Source organism: Caballeronia sp. SL1002 (genome assembly GCF_057814995.1).
In genome coordinates, this window is record NZ_JBYMUW010000002.1 from 824912 (window position 1) to 841984 (window position 17073).

Annotated in this window: 16 protein-coding genes; 6 read left to right on the top strand and 10 right to left on the bottom strand. The window is 63.6% G+C overall.

What is annotated here, in order from left to right:
* Positions 1–7: 7 nt before the first annotated feature.
* A complete protein-coding gene (locus AC3D25_RS06735) occupies positions 8–1597 on the bottom strand; it encodes an efflux transporter outer membrane subunit (RefSeq protein WP_488887662.1) in 1590 nt (529 codons plus the stop codon).
* Between the two features lie 166 nt (positions 1598–1763).
* Here AC3D25_RS06735 and AC3D25_RS06740 point away from each other — a divergent pair, with 166 nt between their 5' ends.
* Together AC3D25_RS06740 and AC3D25_RS06745 are read left to right on the top strand one after the other, a co-directional pair.
* Positions 1764–2705, top strand: coding sequence for a LysR family transcriptional regulator (locus AC3D25_RS06740; RefSeq protein ID WP_488887663.1), 942 nt, complete (start codon positions 1764–1766; stop codon positions 2703–2705).
* Positions 2706–2854: 149 nt separating this feature from the next.
* A complete protein-coding gene (locus AC3D25_RS06745; protein WP_488887664.1) occupies positions 2855–3034 on the top strand; it encodes a hypothetical protein in 180 nt (59 codons plus the stop codon).
* A gap of 65 nt (positions 3035–3099) precedes the next feature.
* Here AC3D25_RS06745 and AC3D25_RS06750 read toward each other — a convergent pair whose 3' ends face one another.
* The 5 genes from AC3D25_RS06750 to wrbA all read right to left on the bottom strand — a co-directional run bounded on the left by AC3D25_RS06750 (position 3100) and on the right by wrbA (position 7291).
* Positions 3100–3810, bottom strand: a complete 711-nt coding sequence (locus AC3D25_RS06750; RefSeq protein ID WP_488887665.1) for an SOS response-associated peptidase — start codon at positions 3808–3810, stop codon at positions 3100–3102.
* A 49-nt stretch (positions 3811–3859) separates the two neighbouring features.
* Positions 3860–4663, bottom strand: a complete 804-nt coding sequence (locus tag AC3D25_RS06755; protein WP_488887666.1) for a metallophosphoesterase — start codon at positions 4661–4663, stop codon at positions 3860–3862.
* A gap of 35 nt (positions 4664–4698) precedes the next feature.
* On the bottom strand, positions 4699–6132 hold the full coding sequence (locus tag AC3D25_RS06760; protein ID WP_488889620.1) for an FAD-binding oxidoreductase: 1434 nt from the start codon (positions 6130–6132) through the stop codon (positions 4699–4701).
* Positions 6133–6253: 121 nt separating this feature from the next.
* Entirely contained in the window at positions 6254–6679 is a 426-nt protein-coding gene (locus AC3D25_RS06765) for a DUF2069 domain-containing protein (protein WP_488887667.1), read from the bottom strand.
* Between the two features lie 3 nt (positions 6680–6682).
* Entirely contained in the window at positions 6683–7291 is a 609-nt protein-coding gene (wrbA, locus tag AC3D25_RS06770) for an NAD(P)H:quinone oxidoreductase (protein ID WP_488887668.1), read from the bottom strand.
* Between the two features lie 97 nt (positions 7292–7388).
* On the opposite strand from wrbA, the gene AC3D25_RS06775 reads away from it, so the two are divergent.
* A complete protein-coding gene (locus tag AC3D25_RS06775) occupies positions 7389–8726 on the top strand; it encodes a YihY family inner membrane protein (RefSeq protein WP_488889621.1) in 1338 nt (445 codons plus the stop codon).
* Between the two features lie 12 nt (positions 8727–8738).
* Here the strand turns inward: AC3D25_RS06775 and AC3D25_RS06780 are convergent, their stop codons facing one another.
* The 3 genes from AC3D25_RS06780 to AC3D25_RS06790 all read right to left on the bottom strand — a co-directional run bounded on the left by AC3D25_RS06780 (position 8739) and on the right by AC3D25_RS06790 (position 11279).
* Complete coding sequence (locus AC3D25_RS06780) at positions 8739–9059, bottom strand: Mpo1-like protein (RefSeq protein ID WP_488887669.1); 321 nt, start codon at positions 9057–9059, stop codon at positions 8739–8741.
* A gap of 79 nt (positions 9060–9138) precedes the next feature.
* Positions 9139–9960, bottom strand: a complete 822-nt coding sequence (locus AC3D25_RS06785) for an alpha/beta fold hydrolase (protein ID WP_488887670.1) — start codon at positions 9958–9960, stop codon at positions 9139–9141.
* The gene (locus tag AC3D25_RS06790; RefSeq protein ID WP_488887671.1) at positions 9957–11279 is read right to left on the bottom strand and encodes an O-acetylhomoserine aminocarboxypropyltransferase; all 1323 of its coding nucleotides are present in this window, start codon (positions 11277–11279) and stop codon (positions 9957–9959) included. Before AC3D25_RS06790 ends, AC3D25_RS06785 begins: the two co-directional genes overlap by 4 nt.
* A gap of 245 nt (positions 11280–11524) precedes the next feature.
* Between AC3D25_RS06790 and AC3D25_RS06795 the strand changes: the two genes are divergently transcribed.
* The 3 genes from AC3D25_RS06795 to aroC all read left to right on the top strand — a co-directional run bounded on the left by AC3D25_RS06795 (position 11525) and on the right by aroC (position 15280).
* A complete protein-coding gene (locus AC3D25_RS06795; protein WP_488887672.1) occupies positions 11525–11974 on the top strand; it encodes a CBS domain-containing protein in 450 nt (149 codons plus the stop codon).
* 180 nt (positions 11975–12154) lie between these two features.
* Positions 12155–14095, top strand: a complete 1941-nt coding sequence (locus AC3D25_RS06800) for an MFS transporter (protein WP_488887673.1) — start codon at positions 12155–12157, stop codon at positions 14093–14095.
* A 93-nt stretch (positions 14096–14188) separates the two neighbouring features.
* Positions 14189–15280, top strand: a complete 1092-nt coding sequence (aroC, locus tag AC3D25_RS06805) for a chorismate synthase (RefSeq protein ID WP_488887674.1) — start codon at positions 14189–14191, stop codon at positions 15278–15280.
* A 73-nt stretch (positions 15281–15353) separates the two neighbouring features.
* Here aroC and AC3D25_RS06810 read toward each other — a convergent pair whose 3' ends face one another.
* The gene (locus AC3D25_RS06810) at positions 15354–17027 is read right to left on the bottom strand and encodes an electron transfer flavoprotein-ubiquinone oxidoreductase (RefSeq protein ID WP_488887675.1); all 1674 of its coding nucleotides are present in this window, start codon (positions 17025–17027) and stop codon (positions 15354–15356) included.
* Positions 17028–17073: the final 46 nt, after the last annotated feature.

Below are 17073 nucleotides of genomic sequence, written 5' to 3' on the forward strand. Positions count from 1 at the left end.
CGGCGCCTTACTTCGTGGGCGCGGCGGCGTGAGCGTCGCGGGCGTCTTTTGCGTCGGTTGCGTCGGTTGCGTCCGGTGCGTCTGGCGCTTCACTCAGCCGCGCGAACGGGCCGAGATGTTTCGCGGGCGCGAGTGTCGACGCGTCCGGGCCGTTCGACGGGTCGTCGAGACCGCCGCCGAGCGCCGCCTGAAGCGACGCGTACGCGGCGAGCCGCGAGGCGCGAACCCGCGCCTGGCCGTCCTGCGCGCGCAGCAACTGCGTCTGCGCGACCAGCACGTTCAGATAATCGGTCAGACCGCGCTTGTAGCCCTGACCAGCGAGGTCGTAGCTCTTTTGCGCGGCGGCGACCGAGCGCGCCGACGCGTCCTGCTGGGTATCGAGCGAGCGCAGGCGCACGACCTGATCGGCGATATCCTTCAGCGCGCCGACCAAGGTCGCGTTGTAATGCTCGACGGCCAGATCGTATTGCGCCGATGCCGCGCCGAGTTGCGAGCGCAGCCGCCCGCCCTCGAAAATCGGCAGCGTGACGGCGGGGCCGAAGCTGTATCCGCGATTCGGTCCGGCAAGGAAGGTCAGGAACGTGCCGCCCGCGGCCATCTGGCCGAGCGAGGCGAGCAGGTTCACGTTCGGATAAAACTGCGCCTTCGACACATCGATCCCGCGCGCCTGCGCCGCCACCAGCCAGCGCGCGGCGACGACATCGGGCCGGTGGCCGATCAGTTCGGCGGGCAGCGCGCTCGGCAATCCGAGCGGCGCGTTAAGCGCGAGCACCGGACGCGTCAGCGTATCGCCCGCGCCGGGACCTTCCCCGGCGAGCGCCGCGAGCTGGTTGCGGTCGAGCGCGATCGCTTCCTGATAAATATCCACCTGCCGCTCATATTCGGGCAGTGGCGTCTCGGCCTGACTGACTTCGAGCTGCGTGCCGATCCCGCCCGTGAGCCGCCGCCGCGCCCGTTCCGCGATATGTTCCTGCTGCCTGAGCGTGTCCTGCGCGATATCGAGCAGCGCGTAATTCTGCGACATGCCGATATACGTCCGCACGATGTTCGCTTCGAGTTCGAGCTGCGCGGCGCGGGCGTCGGCGGCGCGTGCGTGCGCGGCGTCGAGCGCGCGTTCGGCATCGTTTTCGTCGCGGCCCCAGAGATCGAGGTTGTACGAAAGCGACAGCGCGGCCGTGTTGTCCCACGTCGTGTTCTTTCCGAACTCGCCCGGGCCGTAGTAACCGTTATCCGGCCAGTTGTGGCGCGTGACGCTGAGCGAACCGTCGATATGCGGCAACAACGCCGAATTCGCCACGCCCGCCATCGCGCGCGCCTCGCGCACGCGGGCGGCGGCCATGGCGAGCGTCGGATTGCCCGACTTCGCGCGCTCGATCCACGCGTCGAGTTGCGGATCGCCGTAAGCGCTCCACCATTGCGCGGACGGCCAGCCGGCATCTTTGTCGGCGGCACGGATGGCGGCGCCCGCGTCGAGCGCCGCCGGTTCCTTCATGCTCGTTTCGGGAGCGACGTTTCCCGTGCTTGCGCATCCGGCGATTGTTAAGCAAAGTGTAAGAACCGCCGACGCTGCGGCTCTTTTCGATACCCGGGCTTGCACGATTCACTCCCAAACTTGATTTAGACTAATGGGAGCTATTATATTTTTACGCAGATTGTCGAATAACCCGTAACGATGCAAAGCATTCTTACGGGGATTGAGATAATGTTCATTGTCGCTTATGTAACAATTGCGGCACGAACCCCGAACAGAAAAGTGAAGTCGTATGGATACGCTCCAAAACATGCGCGTTTTTTCGCGCGTCGTCGAAGCTGGCAGTTTTACCGCGGCAGCCCAGCACCTGAACACGACGACCGCTTACGCGTCGCGCGCCGTGTCCGATCTCGAAGCTCACCTGCGTACGCGCCTGCTCAACCGGACGACCCGGCGGATCGCGCTGACCGAAGCGGGCGAGCGATATTTGCAGCGTTGCGAACAGATCCTCGCCTACGTCGATCAGGCTGAAGCCGAAGCAAGCGATGCGCACGCGCGTCCGGCGGGCAAGCTGAAAATGCATTCGATGACGAGCTTCGGCCAGCATTACGTCGTGCCGATGATTTCGCGTTATCAAAAGCGTCATCCGTCCGTGCAGGTCGATCTGACCCTGGCGCAGCGGGTTCCCGACCTGCTCGACGAGGGTTACGACGTGTCCGTGCTGCTCGCCTCCGACTTGCCGGATTCCGGGCTGGTGTCGCAGCGGCTGGGCAGTGTGTTCAGCATTGCGTGTGCGTCGCCGGCGTATATCGAAGAGCACGGCATGCCGCACGTCTTGTCCGATCTCGTGCGTCACACGTGCCTGCAATTGATGACGCCGGTGTTTCCGCCGGATAAATGGGTGTTCGACGGCCCGAACGGCCAGGAAACGGTGGGGCTCGGGGCGTCGACTTTTACCGTGAACGTCGCCGAGGCAATGAGTTCGGCGATCCGCGCGAACATGGGGATCGGCGTGTTGCCGACGTCGTCCGCGCTGCCCGGGCTGCGCGCGGGAACGATGGTACGTGTGCTGCCGCAATACACGATGCAGGAACTGAACGTGTACGCGCTTTATCCGTCCCGCCAATATCTGGACGCGAAAATCCGCACTTGGGTGGAATTTTTGCGCGACGAATTGCCGGCGACGCTCGCCGCGGATGCGGAATCGCTAAAGGAATTCGTCGTAGCGTCGTAAAACAGGGAGCGCGCAAGGATCGCATGCGCAAAAAGTGTGCGGCGCAACACTTGCTTACTTTTATTTCGCCCGCATCTTGATGACTTGGGTGCAGGATTGAATAAATCGTTTATTTGCTTCTACGCCAGTTACGACCCGAGGACGGAACCATGAACACGCCACTGTTGCTCGCCGTTGCATCGCTGATGCTTCTGATTGCCACGCCCGCCACGCGCGATTTGCTCAAGACGCTGCGCGAGCGCTCGCAACGCCAGCGGCTCGTCCCGATCCGTATTGAAACGCAGCGCGTTCGGCGTGCCCGCGATCCGCGCGACGAATACGACCGTTGATCGAATCAAGGACCGGATAACGGTTCTTTTTTCGATGAGACTTAAGTTGTAATTCAAGTTGTAATTCAGTCAGGCAGCGGCTCGATGAGCCGCGGTTCGTCGTTTACCGGCCGATTCACGTCTTGGCTCACCGGATACCAGACGAACTGCGTTGCGGCGACGCCGTCGTGACGGCACAGTGCGTCGAGAGCCTCGGCGGACGTCGCCGGCTCCAGCCAGCGGCGCGCTGCATCTGCGCCGAACACCAGCGGCCGCCGGTCGTGTACATCGACCAACCCTTCATCCGCCGCCGCCGTCACGATCACCATTCCGGCGCCCGGCGTGAGCGCGTCGTCTTCGGTCATTACGCTCGTCAGCGCCGCTAGAAACATTGGCTCGCCATCTACGCGACGGATGAAGAACGGCTGTTTCACCGCTTGATCCGGCACTGTCGCGTCGGACAATGCCGGCTCGACTCGCCATTCGAACCACCCGTCAGCGGGCACGAGAATGCGCGATTTTTTCCATAACACGCTGAAATACGCACTAGTCGATGCCGTTTCGAGCCGCGCGTTGATGGTTTGCGGCAGTTTTTTCGCCATGGCCCAGGGCGGGCAGTAACCCCAGTGCACCGCGCGGATCGTCTCGTCGGGATAGATCGCGAGTGGATGCGTGCCGGGCGAGAGGTTGTAGCCGGGCCGCCGGTCCGCTGAATCGACGATGACGAACGGATTGAAGACGCGCAGATTCTCGGCGTAGTAGGCTGGCGCGCGGTACTGGCTGATTCGGCCGCACATGACGTTCCTCCGTAATACCGTTGCCGCTTTCCGCTACTTTTGGCGGGGTTCAAATTTCGACGACCCGATCCCACGCGAAATCCGGATTCTCCAGCGCGCCCGTGCGCCGGTCCAGATAGCCGCGCGGATTGCACACCACGCGCGTGCCGTTCTGCAGGTAGTCGAACGCGGTATGCGTATGACCATGGATCCACAACGAAACCGGCGCGCGCACAAGTGAGGGCAGGTCGTTCACAAAACCGGCGGAGGCGAGATCGTCGGCGAACCTCGGCGCGAGACTCAGTTTCGACGGTGCGTGATGCGTGACCACGATCGTCTGGCCGTCGAAAGGCTTTGCGAGCTCAGATTCCAGCCAGTCGCGCGCCTGTTCGTGCAGCGCGAAGGAATCGCTGGTGCTGAACGCGCGCGGCTCGCCGTCCGGCTCCGGCCACGCGATCTGGATCACGCCCCGGTAATCCAGCATCGCGCGCTCCGCCGCTTCGATCGACCGCTCGCGCTCAGGCTCGCTCGCGCCATAAAGCGCGAAATCGGTCCAGAGCGTCGTGCCGAGCACGCGCCAGCGGCCGTATCGGTCGATCAGCGTTGCATTGTTCAGGTAATGCACGTTGTCGACGCTGTTCGCGGCGTCCTGCATCGCCACTTCCATCGCGCCGAATTCGGCGTCGTAATACTCGTGATTGCCCGGCACGTAGACCACCGGCACGCGCGAATCGAAATTCTCCGCCGCCCAGCGCAAGCCTTCCGCGTGATTGTGGATGTCGCCCGCGAGCACGACGAGATCCGCTTCGGCATACGGAATCGCGAGCGGCTCGTCGGCTTCCAGATGAAGGTCGGACAGAACGCGAATCTTCACGCTTTTTCTCCAAAAACAGCTTAAAACCGCGCGTACTAACGCACGACCTTGCCGGGATTCATCAGGTTTTCCGGATCGAGCGCGGCTTTGAGCGTCTGCATCAACTTCACCTCGACAGGGGATTTGTAGTGCATCGCCTCGGCTACTTTCAACTGGCCGAGGCCGTGCTCGGCGCTGATGCTGCCGCGATGCGCGTGCACTTGATCGTAGACGAGCGTGTTGATCGGCTGCTGGAATTCCGCGAGGAAGGCCTTGGCCTCGACGCCTTGCGGCGCCTGCACGTTGTAATGCAGATTGCCGTCGCCGAGATGGCCGAACGTCACCATGCGCGCGCCCGGCACGGCTTGCGCAATCAGCGCGTCGGTTTCGTCGATAAACCGGCCGATACTCGAAATCGGCACCGAAATATCGTGCTTGATGTTGAGACCTTCGGCGGCCTGGGCGAGCGGAATATGCTCGCGCAAATCCCAGAACGCGCGCGATTGCGCCAGATTGCTCGCCACCACGGCATCCTCGACCAAACCTTCCGCGAGCGCGTGCTCCATCAGCCGCTCGAAAAGCGCGCGCGCGTGCTCCTCGCTTTCGCTATCGGAGAGTTCGAGCAGTACGGTCTGCGCGTGAGATTCGGCGAACGGGTAGCGCATCTGTTCGAAGTGCGCGCCCACGAGCCGAAGCGAAAACTCCGACATCAGTTCGAAGCCAGTGAGCAGCGGCCCGGCGAAACGCTGGGCGGTCGCGAGGAAATCGAGTGCGGCGTGCGGGGACGCAAGCGCCGCGAGCGCCGTGACCTTCGCCACGGGCGCGGGATGCAGCTTCATCACGGCGGCGGTAATGATCCCGAGCGTGCCTTCCGCGCCGATGTACAAGTCGCGCAGATCATAGCCCGTGTTGTCCTTGCGCAATCCGCGCAGGCCTTCCCAGATCTCGCCTTGCGGCGTCACGACCTCCAGCCCCAGACACAATTCGCGCGTGTTGCCGTAACGGAGGACACCTGTGCCGCCCGCGTTCGTCGCGAGATTCCCGCCGATCGTGCAACTGCCTTCGGCCGCCAGACTCAGCGCGAACAGGCGTTGCGCGCTTTCGGCAGCGGCCTGGAGTTCGGCGAGCACGACGCCCGCTTCGGCGGTGATCGTGTTGTTGTGCGGATCGACTTGCCGGATGCGGTTCAGCCGACGCAGACTCAGCACGGCTTGTGCGCCCGTCGCGTCCGGCGTCGCGCCGCCCGCGAGTCCCGTATTGCCGCCTTGCGGCACGATCGCCACGCGGTACTCGCGCGCGAGCCGCACGATGGCCGCGACCTGCGCGGTATCGGCGGGCAGCAGGACGGCGCACGCCTCGCCGCGATAGCGCTTGCGCCAGTCGGTGAGAAACGGCGCGGTGTCGCGCGCGTCGGTCAGCACGTGGTTCGCACCGAGCGCTTCGACGCAGGCGGCCACGAACGCTTGTCGGGATGAGTCGGCTTGGAGCATGGAAGTCATGGAGTTTCGGGTCGGAAAGCGTCGAACACAGTATCGCCCAGACGGCGGCGCGGCGAACCCTGGCCGAATGGCATAGGCCGGGGTTCGACGCGGAATTCCGTGTTACAACGGGTCATGGGCTGTCGGCGTGGCCGTTTGCTGTGTCGCTTGAGCGGCTGCGCCTGGCTGCCCGCGCCGAGCGTTTGTACGGCGCGACATACGCGATCGCGCAGACGAAAAACACGAGGGCCAGCACGACTTCGATCCACCCGAGACGTGCGGAAAGTCCACGGTCGGTCATGCCGCGCACGATGCCTTCGGCCAGATAGAGCAAGACGAGCATCGACGCCCATTGCAGCGTGTAAAGACTACGCCGCCATGTGCCCGGAACGGCGGCCAGCAGCGGCAGCGCCTTGAGCGCGAGCGCCGATCCGCCGGGACGCAAAGGCGCGAGCCAGAGCTCCCAGGCGAGCGACAGCACGATAAGCGCGACGAGGCTCGCGAATGCGCCGGTCGCGAGCAACGGGCGCGTGTTGGCGGGAGTTGCGGGCGCGTGCATGGCTTAATCGGCGGCCGCGAGCTTTAGCGCCGAGCGGGCGAGCCGTGCGCCGAGCGCGACGGCCAGCGCTTTTTCGTCGGCGGAGATGCCGTGACCCGTGTCCGCGCCGTCCGCCCGCGCGAAATGCGACGCGCCATAAGGCGTTCCGCCGGTCTGCGTGGTGGTGAGCTGCGTTTCCGTATAAGGAATGCCGACGATCAGCATGCCGTGATGCAAGAGCGGAAGCATCATGGAAATGAGGGTGGTCTCCTGGCCGCCGTGAAGGCTGCCGGTGGAGGTGAACACGCTCGCGGGCTTGCCGGCGAGCGCGCCGGAAAGCCATTGCGGCGAAGTGCCGTCGAGGAAGTATTTGAGCGGCGCGGCCATGTTGCCGAAGCGCGTCGGCGAGCCGAGCGCTACGCCCGCGCATTCTTCGAGATCGCGGACTTCGGCGTAGGGCGGGCCGTCGTCGGGGATATCCGGGCGGGTGGCCTCGCACACGGTCGATACCGGGGGCACCGTGCGGACGCGGGCCTGCGCGCCGGGCACGCTGTCTACGCCCTGCGCGATCGCGCGGGCGAGTTCGCGGGTCGCGCCGTGCCGGCTGTAATAGAGCACAAGAATGTCGTTCATAAGCCTTTTTAGTGAACGGGTATTATAGAGATAGGGTTCATCTTCGTGGCGTTTCACGGCTTTCAACGTGGTTCCGAAAACGTACTTCGCGACGGCGATGCACCCCGATCAGGAGGCTAGTTTTTTGCAGAAATTTCCCATCGACCTCACCACCGTCAAGCGGCTCGCCGGTTTTGTCGCTAGACGCACGGGTGAGGATCACGTCGCGCAGGTCGCGGGCAGCCTGACGTTTACGACCGTTCTATCGCTCGTTCCGCTCGCGACGGTCGCGTTCGCGCTATTCACGGCGTTTCCGGATTTCGGGTCGTTTCAGTCGTCGCTGCAGGACTTTCTGGCGGTTCATCTGATGCCGCCTCAGATCAACAGTCAGATCTTCAAGTATCTGAACCAGTTCGCGTCGAAGGCGAAAGGGCTGACGACGGTCGGCATGATCATCCTGTTCGTTACGTCGGTGATGACCATGATGACCGTCGAATCCGCGTTCAACGTGATCTGGCGCGTTCGCCGCGCCCGGCCGTTCGCGCAGCGCGTGCTCGTGTACTGGGCAATCATCACGTTAGGCCCGATTCTCTTCGGCGTGAGTCTGTCGATTTCGTCCTATCTTTTCGCGCAGTCCGTCGCCTACGCGGGCTCGCACAACTTGCTGCCGCCCGTCGTGGAATGGGCGCTCGCAAGCGCGTCGCTGCCGCTCACCGTTTTGGCGTTCACGATGCTTTACGTCTATCTGCCGAACTGCAAGGTGGAATGGCGCGATGCGGCGATCGGCGGGCTGATCGCCGCCGTCGCGTTCGAACTGGGTAAGCGCGGATTCGGCTACTACGTGCGCCGGATTCCGACGTACACCGCCGTGTACGGCGCGTTCGCCGCGCTGCCGGTGTTTCTGCTGTGGGTTTATCTGTGCTGGATGATTACGCTGATCGGCGCGATGGTCGCCTCCGCGTTGCCCGCGATCCGCATCGGCCAGTTTCATCGGCGCGATTTTCCGGGCAGCGATCTGCTCGATTCGCTCGAACTGCTCGCACGGCTCGTCACCGCGCGTGAGGAAGGCACAACCGGCTACACGGCGCTGGAACTCGCGCGAATGTTGCGATGCGACATGGACACCTCGATGCGGCTGATCCGCAAGCTCGAAGCGCTCGACTGGATCGCGCGTATCGACGACAACGGGCGAGCGCCGCGTTACGTTCTGATCGCGAATCCGCAGCAGGTGACGGCAGGCATGTTGTTCGACCTGTTCGTGATCGACCGCGAGGAACTGGATTATCAGTTAGGGCTGGACGCGACGCAGATCGACGGCGACGCGCTACTGAATGCGCTCGCCAACGAGAAGCTCGAAATCACGCTCGGCGCGTTGCTGGCGTCGCGTGTGCATGCGCAAAAGGAGGCGGAACGGGGCGGGGCGTCGGACTCGCCCATGCCGCAGCAAACGGCGTGAGCGCCAAATTCCCTAAATGGAAATCCGGCCGACGCAGATGTCCTTGAACATCACCCAGTCGCCCATCAGGCTGTAAAGCGGATGCCGGAAGGTCGCGGGCCGGTTCTTTTCAAACACGAAATGGCCGATCCACGCGAAGCCGTAGCCGCACACGAGCGCTGCCGGGAGCCAGAGCCAGTCGCCGGTGGCGAGCGCCATCGCAAGGCAGCCGATCACGCCCAGCGAACCGGCGAAGTGGAGCCGCCGCGAGACGAGGTTGCTGTGCTCGCTCAAATAGTACGGATAGAACTCGGCAAAACTGGCGAAATGGTCGCGTTCGGCGGCGTGTGCCATGACGGTCTCCTCTCCAACGTCATCCCAAAATTGATTGTGCGGCGATTGACCGATCGGTGCAATGGGCGCCGCGTCGGGACTACTCGGCGCGTATGGCGAAGCTGAAAAGCGCGTCGAGCGTTGCATCCGGCTGCTCCGACATCAGCGCGTGGCCCGCGTCGAGCGATACGGTGTCGATCTTGACGCCAGCGTCGCGCATCGCGTCGACGAGTGCGTGCGACGTGCGCGGCGGCGTCATCGCGTCGCGGCGACCGGAGATCACACGGACCGGGCAACGCAACTCGGCGGCGCGCGCGAGGCCGTCAACGTAGGCGTTACACGCGCTGAAATCGGTGTGGAAAAGCAGCGCTTCGCCGCGCGCCGCCACGCGTTCCATCAGCCGCTGGTTCGCGCCGTGCAGCCAGAAACCCGGGCCGGGGCTGGACGGTTTTGCCGCGATGGTCGAGTGCGACCATTCGTTGACCATCGCGATCGCCGTGGGCTCGCGTTCGTGCGCGGCGTCGAGCAACGCGTCGGAGACGGTCATCGGACACGCCGTTGCAAGGAGCGCAAGTTTCGAAACGCGCGCCGGGTAGCGGGCGGCGGCGTCGAGTGCGATCAACGACCCCATGCTATGGCCGATCAACATCGCCTGGTCGGCGCGCACGGCGTCAAGCAACGCCATCGTCCAGTCGGCGAGCGCACCGATCGTGTGCAGCGCGGGGCCGGCGCTGCGTCCGTGGCCGGGCAGATCGACGGCGAGCACGCTCATGCCGTGGTGGGCGAAATAACGCGTTTGCAGCGCCCAGACGCTGTGATCGTGTTGCGCGCCGTGAAGGAACAGGGCGACCGGGCGCGCCGGGTCGAACGGTTTTCCGCCGGTGTACGCGTAGGCCGGCGCGCCCGCGACGTCGAGCATCATGCGCGGCTCCCGGCGGCGCTCGCGCTCGGGTCCGACGTTTTCTGCGACGCTTTCAGCCCGCGCTTCAGGTCGTCGATGAGATCGTCGGGATCCTCCAGTCCGATCGACAGCCGGATGCGGCCCGGCGCGATGCCCGCTGCGGCGAGGGCGGCGGCATCCATGCGGAAATGCGTGGTGGAGGCGGGATGGATCACGAGCGAGCGCGCATCGCCCACATTCGCGAGATGCGAAAAGAGGCTCAGCGACTCGATGAACCGACGCGCCGCCGTCACATCGCCCTTGACGTCGAAGCTGAACACCGCGCCCGCGCCGCGCGGCAGCAGGCGCGCGGCAAGTGCGTGATCGCGATGGCTCGGCAATTCGGGGTAAGCCACGCCTTCCACGGCCGGATGCGCGAGCAGAAATTCGACGATCTTCCGTGTGTTGGCCACATGCCGATCCATCCGCAGCGGCAGCGTTTCGATGCCCTGCAGCAGTTGCCACGCGGCTTGCGGATGCAGGCACGCGCCGAAATCGCGCAAACCTTCGCGGCGGGCGCGCAAGAGGAACGGCGCGACCGTGCTTTCCTCGGCGAACACCATGCCGTGAAAGCCGTCGTAGGGTTCGGTGAATTCGGGAAAACGGTCGGTGGCGGTGAAATCGAACCTGCCGCCGTCCACTAGCACGCCGCCGATAGTCGTACCGTGGCCGCCCAGGAATTTCGTCGCGGAGTGGTAGACGAAATCCGCGCCGTGCTCGAATGGACGCAGCAAATAGGGCGTCGTGAACGTGGAATCGACGAGCAACGGCACCCGATGCGCGTGCGCGATCTCCGCGACGCCCGCGATATCGAGCACGTCCAGCCCCGGATTGCCGAGCGTCTCGCCGAAAAAGAGCCGCGTATTGGGACGCGCGGCGCGTCGCCAGGCATCGAGATCGTGCGGCGCGACGAACGTCGTCTCGATCCCGAAGCGGCGCAGCGTGTAATGCAGCAAATTGTGCGATCCGCCGTAGAGCGCGCTCGATGCCACCACGTGCGATCCCGCGCCCATCAGCGTGGCGATCGCGAGATGGAGCGCGGCCTGGCCGCTTGCCGTGCCGATCGCGCCGACGCCGCCTTCGAGCGCCGCCACGCGTTCTTCGAAGACGGCGACGGTCGGGTTCGAGATCCGCGAGTAGACGTGGCCCGCGCGCTCCATGTTGAAGAGCGCGGCGGCGTGGTCGGTGTCGCGAAAGGAGAACGAGGTGGTCTGGTAGATCGGCGTGGCGCGGGCGCCGGTTGCCGGGTCGGGCGCGGCGCCCGCGTGCAGCACGAGTGTGTCGAAACGGTTGGCGGGCATCGTGGGAATCGTGCGTAGGGTTAAGCAGCGCCGGGGCGGAGAGGAAAACGGTGATTTATCGTAACATCGGGATAACGCGGCGGAACTTAGGTTCGGACCTAGGGCCATTGCGCCAACCTCGCTCGACGCGGCCACGCAGCTTGCGTGGCGCGCCGCTGCGGGGGATCGACGCTTTCTTTTTGAGGCCCTTTCCGCTAGCATCGAAAAACGATACGGCTAGTCTGGATTTTCGCTAGGAGACAATCATGCGGGTCAGCGACATTTTGAAAGTGAAGGGCAACGCACTGTTTACAGTCACGCCCGATACGCCGCTGCACGATGCAATCAACACGATGGCGTCGCACGACATCGGATCGCTGGTCGTGATGGAATACGGCGATCTCGCCGGCATGCTCACGTTCCGCGAGATCATCCTGACGTTGCGCGAGAACGGCGGGAGCGTGGGAACGTCCACCATCCGCAAGGTCATGGACGACCATCCGCTCACCTGCACGCCGGAAACGGACGTGAACGAGGTGCGCCGGATGATGCTCGAACATCATGTGCGTTATCTGCCGGTCATGGAAAATCGCGCGCTGATGGGCGTGATCTCGTTCTACGACGTGGCGCGCGCGGTCGTGGAAGAACAAGGCTTCGAAAACAAGATGCTCAAGGCGTATATCCGCGACTGGCCCGAGCAGGAAGAAGCGCGCTGAAGCACGCGCTATTCGACGGTTCGAGAACGTTTCCGAACGTCTTTTCGGCGGGTGCATCAGGCTTATCCGTTTCAAGAAGAGCGCGCCTTTCGGCGCGCTTTTTTTTCGTCCTTCACGATCGGCAACGGTCTGCAAGCGCCTGCACGACACCCTCAACTCAGCTACCAACTCCAACAATCCATGAGTGAAAGTCCCGTACCGAAATCGCGCCGCGCCGCGCATCGCGCTCGCGAGCACGGCGAAAGCCAGTTTCGTCTGCTGCGCGAAGGCCGTTTCGCGCCGTTTTTCTGGACGCAGTTTCTCGGCGCGATGAACGACAACCTGTTCAAGGTCGGCTTCACGTCGCTCGTCACGTTCCAGGCGGCGCGCTTTTCCGGCGTCGATCCAAAAACGGCCGCGTTTCTGATTTCGGCCATCTTCATCGTGCCATTCGTGGTGTTTTCCGCGACCTCCGGCCAGATCGCCGATAAGTACGACAAAGCGATGCTCACGCGCTTCGTAAAGAGCTTCGAGATCGTCGTGATGCTGATCGGCGGCGCGGGTTTTTTGCTGCACAGCGCGCCGCTGCTCTACGCTTGCACGTTCCTGATGGGCGTCCACTCGACCGTTTTCGGCCCCGTCAAATACGCGTACTTGCCACAGCATCTGAAGCCGTCCGAACTGGTCGGCGGCAACGGTTTGGTCGAGATGGGAACGTTCGTCGCCATTCTGATCGGGACGATCATCGGTGGCGCGGCGGCCGGGCTGACCGAACACGGCGCGATGCTGCTGGCTTCCGGTTGTGTTGCCTTCGCGATCATCGGACGAATCACATCGAGCTTCGTGCCGAAGTCGGACGCGCCTCAGCCGAATCTCAAGATCAACTGGAATCCGTTCTCGGAAACGTGGCGCAATCTCAAGCTCGCGCGCGAGGATCGGACGGTATTTCTAAGCTTGCTCGGCATTTCGTGGCTGTGGTTTGTCGGCGCGACTTTTCTCACGTCGTTTTTCAATTTTGCGAAGGACGTACTGTCGGGCAATCCGGATGTCGTGACCGTGCTGCTCGCGACATTTTCGATCGGTATCGGCACCGGGTCGCTGCTCTGCGAAAAGCTCTCGAAGCGGCGCGTCGAGATCGGTCTCGTGCCGCTCGGCTCGATTGGCATCAGCGTGTTCGCCATCGACCTTTTTTTCGCCAGCCATCGCATCGCGCCGGCGGAGCATCTGCTGGGTATCGCGGAATTTCTCGCGGTCGGCGCGCACTGGCGCATTCTCGCGGACCTTTTCCTGCTCGCGATGTTCGGCGGTTTCTACAGCGTGCCGCTCTACGCGCTGATCCAGAGCCGCAGCCAGCCGACGCATCGCGCGCGCATCATCGCCGCGAACAACATTCTGAATTCGTTCTTCATGATCGTGTCGGCGTTGATGGCGCTTGGTTTGACGTCGGCGGGCGTCGGCATTCCCGGCCTGTTTCTCACCACGGCGCTGCTCAATATCGTCGTCGCGGCCTATATCTATTCGCTCGTGCCCGAATTCCTGCTGCGATTTATCGCGTGGGTGCTCGTGCATACGTTCTACCGGATCCGGCTGGTCGGCGCCGAGCGGATTCCCGAGCACGGCGCGGCCGTGCTGGTCTGCAACCACGTGAGTTTCGTCGATGCCATCGTCATCATGGCCGAAAGTCCGCGTCCGATCCGCTTCGTGATGGATCACCGGATCTTTCGCTCGCCGCTCGTCGGCTGGCTGTTCCGCCATGTGAAGGCAATTCCGATCGCGCCCGCGCACGAAGACCCGGCGCTGCTCGAGCGGGCCTTCGACGCGTGTGGGCAGGCGCTGGCGGCGGGCGATCTCGTTTGCATTTTTCCGGAAGGCAAGCTCACGCGCACCGGCGATATCAATCCGTTCCGGCACGGCATCAGCGAAATCCTGCGGCGTCAGCGTGCGCCGGTCGTGCCGATGGCGCTGCGTGGATTGTGGGGCAGCGTGTTTTCGAGGCACGAGGACACGCGCTGGCCGCGTCCGGTGCAGCGCGGCGTGATGAGCCGGCTGACGCTCGCGGTCGGCGAGCCGATCGCGCCGGAAGACGCGACGCCCGAGCATTTGCAGGATGTCGTGCTGGCCTTGCGCGGCGCGCGCAAGTAAATGGACCGCAGCGCAGCGGCCGGCGCGCGGCTTTAACGAGACAGCGCTGGCATAATATCGGTCTCCCCGACTCAACTTTTCAGGACGACGCCCATGTCCGGCAACACATTAGGCACGCTTTTCACGGTCACGAATTTCGGCGAATCGCATGGACCCGCGATCGGCTGCGTGATCGACGGTTGCCCGCCCGGCATGGCGCTGACCGAAGCCGATATTCAGATCGAACTCGATCGCCGCCGTCCCGGCACGTCGCGTCACGTGACGCAGCGCCAGGAAGCCGATCAGGTCGAGATTCTCTCGGGCGTGTTCGAAGGCAAGACGACCGGCACGCCGATCGCGCTGTTGATCCGCAATACGGATCAGCGCAGCAAGGATTACGGCAATATCGTCGAGACGTTTCGTCCCGGTCACGCCGATTACACCTATTGGCAAAAATACGGCGTGCGCGATTATCGCGGCGGCGGGCGGTCGTCGGCGCGTCTGACCGCCCCGACGGTCGCGGCGGGCGCGGTCGCGAAGAAGTGGCTGCGCGAGCGGCTCGGGATCGAGACGCGCGGCTTTATGCGCGCGCTTGGCGAGATCGAGATTCCGTTCGTTTCCTGGGAACACGTGAGCGAAAACCCGTTCTATTCGCCGAATGCCGAGATCGTGCCGGAACTCGAAGCGTTCATGGACGCGCTGCGCCGTGACGGCGATTCGATCGGCGCGCGCATCGACGTGGTGGCGACCGGCGTGCCGGTTGGCCTGGGCGAGCCGCTGTACGACCGTCTCGACGCCGATATCGCGCACGCGATGATGGGCATCAACGCCGTGAAGGGCGTGGAGATCGGCGCGGGCTTCGCGAGCGTCGCGCAGCGCGGCTCGGTCCACGGCGACGAAATGACGCCGGAAGGCTTCGCCGCCAACAACGCGGGCGGCGTGCTCGGCGGCATTTCGAGCGGTCAGGACATTACGGTTTCCATCGCGATCAAGCCGACTTCCAGCATCCGCACGCCACGTCATTCCATCGACAAAGCCGGCGCGCCCGCCGTGGTCGAGACGTTCGGCCGTCACGATCCGTGCGTCGGCATCCGCGCGACGCCGATCGCGGAAGCGCTGCTTGCGCTCGTCTTGATGGACCACGCGTTGCGCAATCGCGCGCAGAACGGCGACGTTAAGGTCGATACGCCGAAGATCGCGCCTTGAGTTAAATGTCACGCAAGACAAAAAAGGGCGCCAATCTCGCGATTGGCGCCCTTTTTTATGGGTAAAAACCGAATCACATGTTCGGATAATTCGGCCCGCCGCCACCTTCGGGCGTGACCCACACGATGTTCTGCGTCGGGTCCTTGATATCGCAAGTCTTGCAGTGCACGCAGTTCTGCGCGTTGATCTGGAGGCGATCGCCGCCGTCGTCGGTCTTCACGAATTCGTACACCGCAGCCGGGCAATAACGGCTTTCCGGCCCGGCATACGTGCGCAGATTCACGTTCACCGGCACGCTCGGGTCTTTCAGCGTCAAGTGAGCGGGCTGGTTTTCCTCGTGATTCGTATTCGAAATGAACACCGACGAAAGCCGGTCGAACGTCAACTTGCCGTCCGGCTTCGGATACACGATCGGCTTGCATTGCGATGCCGGCTTAAGCGTTTCGTTATCGGCGTGCTGATGGTGCAGCGTCCAAGGCACGTTGCCGCCGAGCACTTTCTGTTCGAGACCGACCATGAACGTGCCGAGGTAGAGACCTTTGCCCATCCACTGCTTGAAATTGCGCGCGCGATAAAGCTCCTCGCGCAGCCACGAATGCTCGAACGCTTCCGGATACGCCTCCAGTTCATCGGACGTGCGGCCTGCCTGCACGGCGTCGAACGCGGCTTCGGCGGCCATCTTCCCGGATTTGATCGCCGCGTGGCTGCCCTTGATCCGCGATGCGTTCAGGAAACCCGCGTCGCAGCCGACCAGCGCGCCGCCCGGAAACACGAGCTTCGGCAGCGACATGAAGCCGCCCGCCGCAATCGCGCGCGCGCCATACGACACGCGCTTGCCGCCTTCAAGAAACGCGCGGATCGACGGATGCGTCTTGTAGCGCTGGAATTCCTCGAACGGCGAGAGGTACGGATTCGAATAGCCCAGCCCGACCACGAAGCCGACCACGACCTGGTTATTGTCCAGGTGATAGAGAAACGAGCCGCCGTAGGTGTCGTTTTCCAGCGGCCAGCCCGCCGTGTGGATGACGAGACCCGGCTTGTGCTTGGCGGGATCGATTTCCCACAGTTCCTTGATGCCGAGACCGTAGACCTGCGGATCGGCGTTCTTGCGCAGCTTGTATTTGTCGGTGAGTTGACGGCCCAGATGGCCGCGCGCGCCTTCGCAAAACAACGTGTATTTCGCGTGCAACTCCATGCCGAGCTGGAAATTTTCGGTCGGTTCGCCGTCTTTGCCGATGCCCATGTTGGCGGTCACGACGCCGCGCACGGAGTTGTCGTCGTTGTAGAGCAGTTCGGCGGCCGGGAAGCCCGGGAAAATTTCGACGCCCAGCGCTTCGGCTTGCGTGCCGAGCCAGCGCGTCACGTTGGCTAAGCTCACGACATAATTGCCGTGGTTCTTGAAGTTGTCGGGCAGCAGCCAGTTCGGCACCTGCTTCGCGCTGTCTTCGGTGAGGAACAGGAAACGGTCTTCGGTCACTTCGACGTCGAGCGGCGCGCCCTGGGTCTTCCAGTCGGGCAGCAGTTCGTTCAGCGCACGCGGGTCCATGACCGCGCCCGACAGAATGTGCGCGCCGACTTCGGAGCCTTTTTCGAGCACGCACACGCCGATTTCGACGCCTTTTTCCTGGGCAAGCTGCTTGAGCCGGATCGCCGCCGATAAACCGGCAGGGCCGCCGCCAACGATCACGACGTCATATTCCATCGACTCGCGGGGGCCATACTGCTCGATGAGACGCTCCGGGGTCATCAATGCTCCTCTTGTACCGTTAGAATGCTTTTTTCGGGGATCGCGT